This window comes from Clostridium sp. MCC353 (assembly GCF_018785315.1).
Taxonomy (GTDB): domain Bacteria; phylum Bacillota; class Clostridia; order Lachnospirales; family Lachnospiraceae; genus CHH4-2.
The window spans coordinates 126452-132959 of record NZ_WQPN01000094.1 but is presented as its reverse complement, the minus strand read 5'-3'; the positions used below and the strand labels follow the sequence as shown (position 1 = coordinate 132959).

4 protein-coding genes are annotated in these 6508 nt (G+C 47.7%); 1 reads left to right on the top strand and 3 read right to left on the bottom strand.

Annotated features, from left to right (window positions below):
* Positions 1 to 465 precede the first annotated feature (465 nt).
* On the bottom strand, positions 466 to 2019 hold the full coding sequence (locus GPL15_RS17005) for an ABC-F family ATP-binding cassette domain-containing protein (protein ID WP_215699881.1): 1554 nt from the start codon (positions 2017 to 2019) through the stop codon (positions 466 to 468).
* Positions 2020 to 2403: 384 nt separating this feature from the next.
* Between GPL15_RS17005 and GPL15_RS17000 the strand changes: the two genes are divergently transcribed.
* Positions 2404 to 3528, top strand: a complete 1125-nt coding sequence (locus tag GPL15_RS17000) for a putative ABC transporter permease (RefSeq protein ID WP_215699880.1) — start codon at positions 2404 to 2406, stop codon at positions 3526 to 3528.
* A gap of 106 nt (positions 3529 to 3634) precedes the next feature.
* On the opposite strand, the gene GPL15_RS16995 is transcribed toward GPL15_RS17000, so the two are convergent.
* Together GPL15_RS16995 and GPL15_RS16990 are read right to left on the bottom strand one after the other, a co-directional pair.
* On the bottom strand, positions 3635 to 5371 hold the full coding sequence (locus tag GPL15_RS16995; protein ID WP_215699879.1) for a phospho-sugar mutase: 1737 nt from the start codon (positions 5369 to 5371) through the stop codon (positions 3635 to 3637).
* Between the two features lie 78 nt (positions 5372 to 5449).
* Positions 5450 to 6427 carry a spore coat protein CotS gene (locus tag GPL15_RS16990; RefSeq protein WP_215699878.1) on the bottom strand — a complete coding sequence of 326 codons (978 nt, stop codon included), beginning with the start codon at positions 6425 to 6427 and terminating at the stop codon, positions 5450 to 5452.
* Positions 6428 to 6508 lie beyond the last annotated feature (81 nt).

Here is a 6508-nt window from a genome sequence, read left to right as displayed (position 1 = left end):
TGAGGGTTAATGTAAAAAACTTGATATTAAAAACTACCTGCTAACAGCTAAATTGCATTTAATTCCCCAGCTCCAGAGAAAACCAGCAGAAAAGCGGGAGGAGGCGGCGGACAGACGGCCGGATTTTTGGAAGGGGCCAGGCCGAGGGGCATCCGTCGGGGATGAAAGCCATCTGGAAACCGTTAGTGAAACTTAGGCTCCAGGGATGAAAAAAGACGGGCAGAAATTGAAAACCAAATCAGTTTCTGAGATGCCCACTGAACGGTAAAGTCCCATAAAGAGTTTACCGTGAATGGGCATCGGACCGTCTTTTTTCATCCCTAGAGTCTTAGTTTCACTTACGGTTGGAAGCTGGTTTTCATCCCCGACGGATGCCCCTCGGCCTGGCCCCTTCCAAAAATCCGGCCGTCTGTCCGCCGCCTCCTCCCGCTTTCCTGCGTAACTTTCACCAATTAAACCCCAATTTTACACCAACAACGACCACTCCCCGCAATCCCACACTTTCGTCGCCAGCCCCTCATAGAATTCCGGTTCATGGCAGATCAGCAGGATACTGCCCTTATATGCCATGAGCGCCCGTCTCAGCTCTTCTTTGGCCTCCACGTCCAGATGGTTGGTGGGCTCGTCCAAAAGAAGGATGTTGGTTTCCCGGTTGATCAGTTTGCACAGCCGCACTTTGGCCTGTTCGCCGCCGCTCAGGACACGGACCTGGCTTTCGATGTGTTTAGTGGTCAGGCCGCATTTCGCGAGGGCCGAACGCACCTGATACTGGGTATAGGACGGGAATTCCTTCCAGATCTCTTCGATGCAGGTGGTGGTGTTTCCCGGAGCCATTTCCTGTTCAAAATATCCGATATACAGGTAGTCTCCTAACTCCACACTTCCGCTGACCGGAGGGATCAGTCCCAAAATGCTTTTAAGGAGGGTTGTCTTGCCGATTCCGTTGGCTCCCCGCAGCACGATCTTGTCTCCCCGTTCCATGACCAGGTTCAGGGGTTTGGAAAGGGGCCTGTCATAGCCGATCACCAGATCGTGGGTCTCGAACAGATATCTACCCGCGGCCCTGGCTTCCATGAAGTTGAACTCTGGCTTTGGTTTTTCTCTGGCAAGCTCGATCACTTCCATTTTGTCCAGCTTCTTCTGGCGGGACATGGCCATATTCCTGGTGGACACCCTGGCCTTGTTGCGTGCCACAAAGTCCTCCAATTCTGCAATTTCCTGCTGCTGGCGCTTGTATGCGGCCTCAAGCTGGGACTTTTTAACCGCATAAACTTCCTGGAATTTGTCGTAATCCCCCACATAGCGGTCCAGCCTCTGGTTATCCATATGATAAATCAGATTGACAACGCTGTTTAAAAATGGGATATCATGGGAAATGAGAATGAACGCATTTTCATATTCCTGCAGATACCGTTTCAGCCACTCAATGTGCTGGACGTCCAGATAGTTGGTGGGCTCGTCCAAAAGAAGGATGTCCGGTTTTTCCAAAAGCAGCTTGCCGAGGAGGACTTTGGTCCTCTGGCCTCCGCTCAGGTCGGTAACGTCCTTATCCAGACCGATTTCATCCAAGCCCAGCGCCCGTCCCACTTCTTCCACTTTCGCATCTATAATATAGAAGTCATGGGCCATCAAAAGATCCTGGATCGTTCCCAATTCTTCCATCATCTGGTTCATTTCCTCTTCAGACGCTTCCCCCATCCTGTCGCAGATTTCATTCATATGGGTTTCCATGTCGAACAAAAATGCAAATGCGCTCTTTAATACGTCGCGGATGGTCATGCCCTCCGCCAGAACCGTGTGCTGGTCCAGATAACCGACCCGGACATTCTTCGCCCACTCAACCTTTCCCTCATCCGGCATCAGCTTGTCGGTGATGATATTCATGAATGTGGATTTACCTTCCCCGTTGGCTCCCACCAGTCCAATATGTTCTCCTTTTAATAAACGGAAGGAGACATCCTGGAAAATGGCTCTGTCCCCGAATCCATGGCTCAGGTGCTCGACGTTTAATATGCTCATGTTGTAAAAATCTCCTTATTTCTTTTTATCTGATCTCTTTAATACTGATCTCTTTATCTGCTCTATTTTATCCCATTTCTTTCATCTTGTCTTCTATAAAATTAATTCCAGCCTCATTTTTATCTTCTATTTTCAATAAATAATTTCAATCTTACCTTTTTCTTCTTGCAAATTCACAGCCCTATTTCCCGACTTTCTTTTGATTATATCGGTTCTTTCAGACCACCGCAACTATTTTCAGGTAAAACGTAAGGCTGATATAAGTGCATATAAACCCTGAATGTGCTATAATCTTTATAGTTTGGAAAACCCTCAGCGGTATTTCAACCGATCCATATCGATTTTCTCAGACAGAAAAACATTTTACACAGAAAGGCTGACGCAATGTACACATACGCATGGTATCACTGGCTGACATTTTTTTATATCTACTGTTTTTTCGGCTGGATTTTCGAATCCACCTATGTATCCTTAAAGAAAGGGCGGTTTGTCAACCGCGGCTTTCTCCGTCTGCCCCTCCTTCCCCTCTATGGCACAGGAGCGGTGATGATGCTCTGGGTATCCCTTCCGGTGAAAAACAACCTGATTCTCGTCTACCTTTCAGGTGTGATCGCCGCAACAATCCTGGAATATATCACAGGCAGCGTCATGGAACGGCTTTTTAAAATGAAATACTGGGATTACAGCAACCAGCCCTTTAACATCCGGGGGTATATCTGCCTCAGTTCTTCCATCGCATGGGGATTTTTAACCATTTTTATGACGGAAATTGTTCATAAACCCATTGAAGAATTTGTGCTCCATCTGAATCCGGTCCTGGAATTTGCCCTGATCGGCGTTATCAGCGCCGCTTTTGCAGCAGATACCGTACAATCCGTCCGCGAAGCCCTGGATCTGGGCCGCGCTTTGGAGGCCATGACAAAGATGAAGGCCGAACTGGAAGAAATCCAGGTACAGATCGCCCTGTTAAAAGCCGAAACCTCCCAGCGCATGAATGAGCTGAAAGAAGATACGGCACAAAGGGTCAGCGAACTGAGAAACCTGAGAGAAGACGCCGTTTCCAGGGTCAGCGAACTGAAAAACCTGAAAGAGGACGCCGCAGCCAGGGTCAGCGAACTGAAAAACCTGAAAGAGGACGCCGCAGCCAGGGTCAGCGAACTGAAAAACCTGAAAGAAGACGCCGCAGCCAAGGTCGGCGAACTGAAAAACCTGAAAGAAGGCGCCGCCTCCAGAGTCAGCGAGCTAAAAACCTTGAAAGAAGACGCTGCCCAAAAAGTTGCCGGTTTAAAACAGGATACAGCCCTGCGCGTTGCCGAACTGAGAGCGGAAACAGAGGCTGCTTTGAATACACGGCTGGAAATGCTGATTGAAAACAGGCGGAAATTGAAACACCATATGACATTTTACAGAAAAGGCATTCTGCGGGGCAATCCATCCGCTTCCTCGAAACGTTTTGCAGAAGCCTTAAAAGAGCTGAAAGAGACAATTGAACAGAAGAAATCCAATTAATCAGAATATATATAAAACCCCTCCAATCCATGGCAGCCGGCGGATCATCTCACATGATCCGCCGCTGTCCCGGATTGAAGGGGTTCTTTACTTTACAATCATCCTATTAAAGCAGTTTGTTCACAATCTCCATCACTGCCGCTCCCAGAGCGTCTGATTTGGCATCCGCATCCTCTAAGGATGTGCCTTTGATACCATAGTAGAACTTGATCTTAGGCTCGGTTCCTGACGGCCTTACACACAGCCAGGCCGCATCATTCATATCGTAATAGAGCACATTGGAAGATGGAAGGCCGGTCGGCTTCACTTCTCCTGTCACCATATCCTTAATGGTATCCAGCTTGTAATCTCTTGCTGAAAGCACCTTATAATCGCCCACCTGGGCTGGAGGATCGTTGCGGAAGGTTTCCATAATGGACTGGATCTTCGCAAGCCCTTCTATGCCGCTGAGGCCGATGGATTTTACCGCATCTTTATAATATCCGTATTTCTCATACATAGCCACCATGGCATCCCATAATGTCATATTCTTCGTCTTATAGTAAGCGGCGGCTTCACAGAGGGCAACGCTTGCGGATACGGCGTCTTTATCACGGGCATAGGTGCCGATCAGGCAGCCGTAACTCTCTTCCAGGCCGAACAAATATCTGCCTTTTCCGGTCTGCTCTGCTTTTAAAATCTGCTGTCCGATATACTTAAATCCGGTTAAAACTTCGATCAGTTCCACATGATAAGCCGCAGCCACTGCGTCTACCAGGTTCGTGGTAACGATGGATTTGATAACCTGTCCGTCTTCCGGAATCAGGCCCTTTTCCTTCTTCTGGCTGAGCACATACTCGCATAAAAGGGAGCCTGACATATTGCCTGTCAAAGGAATGTACTGACCGGACTTACTATCCTTTACGTATACTCCGAGGCGGTCGGCGTCCGGATCTGTTGCCAGGACAAGATCCGCATCCTTCTCTTTCGCCAGTTCCAGTCCCAGAGCAAAAGCTTCTGCCGCCTCCGGATTGGGATAGCTGACCGTTGGGAATTCACCGTCCGGAAGCTCCTGCTGGGGAACTACATAAACATGTTCAAAACCAATCTCTTTTAAAGCTCTCCGTACCGGTATGTTGCCGGTTCCATGGAGCGGGGTATACACAATTTTAATGCTGTCCTGCATCTGATCGATGGCATCCTGGTTCACTACCTGGGCTTTTACGTGAGCGATATATTTATCATCGATTTCAGCCCCGATCACTTCGTAAAGTCCGGCCGCCATAGCATCCCCGGCGCTCATGGTCTTCACTGTGGATAAATCTTCAATTGCAAGCACTTCTTCCGTCACCCCTTTGTCATGAGGCGGGGTAAACTGGGCGCCGTCCTCCCAGTACACTTTATAACCGTTATATTCCGGCGGGTTATGGCTGGCCGTCACATTAATTCCTGCTATGCAGCCCAGTTCGCGGACTGCAAAGGATAATTCAGGCGTAGGCCTTAAAGATTCGAACTTATAAGCTTTAATCCCATTGGCCGCCAGGGTTCTGGCTGCTTCATCCGCGAATTCAGGAGACATCCTGCGGGAGTCATACGCAATAGCAACGCCTTTACCAGCGCCGCCCTGCTTGATAATATAATTGGCAAGGCCCTGGGTCGCCCTTCTGACCACATAAATATTCATGCGGTTGATGCCTGCCCCGATAATTCCGCGGAGCCCGGCGGTTCCAAATTCCAGATCCATATAAAAACGTTCTTTTATCTCGTTCTCGTCGCCTTCAATTGCTTTCAGCTCTGCTTTCACTGCATCATCAAAGTATGGGTTTGATAACCATTCATTATAAATCTTCATATAATCTTTCATAGGCGTTACTACTCCCTCCTGTTGCTTTCTTTTGTTGTAATTATAACCCAAGTTATAAGAAAAAGGAAGTAAAACAGCCTATTTTATTTTCGACAGAAAATGCTCCCGGCTCTCCTGCTGCTCCTCTAAACTCCGCAGTTTTTCAATGTTTCTGGCAGGGATCCAGGCCTTATTCGCATTGTAATAAAAATTAATCTGTTTCCAGTATTTTTCAGGATATAAAAACAGGTAATACAGACATTTGTGATCCAGGGAATCCAGCGGAAGAACCTCTTCATAAGCGTTCAGCATTTTCAGCCCCAGTTCCACATCCCAGTCATGTTTTTCCATCACTTTCCTCATAAAATGATACAGGTCTTCCATCTGAATCCCCAAATGCATCCGGTTAAATTCAGTGATAGCGATATACTGTTCCCCGATCAAAATGTGATGCTGGTTCAAATCACCGTGACATAAAAAAAGCCGGTCATGTTCATATTCCTCCTGCAGTTTCGAAAGCCCCTGCAGCGCCTCCTGGGCCTGCTGATAGAAGGTATTGAAATTGCCGATGACGCACAATTCAAATTCTGTTTTCTTTCTCTTATTACGGATATAAGTCCGGGCCCGTTTCAGCTCCCGGTTATGGCGTTCCATTTCCTCGGCCAGGGGCCTGCTCATAATGGATCCCATGGTCCATTCTTCCTGAAATTCAATTTCCTTTAACACCTTGTGCATGGCTGCGATCTGGGCCACGGCCCACATAATTTCCTCGCTGTCCTTTAAATTGCATTCCCGGTCCTCATACCATTGTTTCAAAATATATCTGGTTCCGTCTCCTGCAATGGAAACCAAATTGCCTTCCGCATTTCTTAAATACTGGTCCACACAGGCATTGCCGCCTTCTATCAGATGTTTCATCACATATTCTTCAAATTCCAGCCGTTTTACGGTTCCTTTATACTCCCTCAACAGCTTCAGGCCCTGGCTGGTATCACACAGCCACGAACCACGGCCACGTCTTACAGCCATAACATCCAATCCGTATTGTTCTAATGCTTCCATATATTTATCATTCACGGCCACCCCTCCAAACGCCAAGCTATTAGCTACTTCTAAGTTATGTTTGAAAGCGGGGGTTTATGAACTCTTTTTTATGCG

Excerpts from the sequence above, each read along its gene's own strand:
- GPL15_RS17005 (WP_215699881.1), bottom strand. The coding sequence starts at position 2,019 with ATGAGCATATTAAACGTCGAGCACCTGAGCCATGGATTCGGGGACAGA.
- GPL15_RS16995 (WP_215699879.1), bottom strand. The coding sequence starts at position 5,371 with ATGAAAGATTATATGAAGATTTATAATGAATGGTTATCAAACCCATAC.
- GPL15_RS17000 (WP_215699880.1), top strand. The coding sequence starts at position 2,404 with ATGTACACATACGCATGGTATCACTGGCTGACATTTTTTTATATCTAC.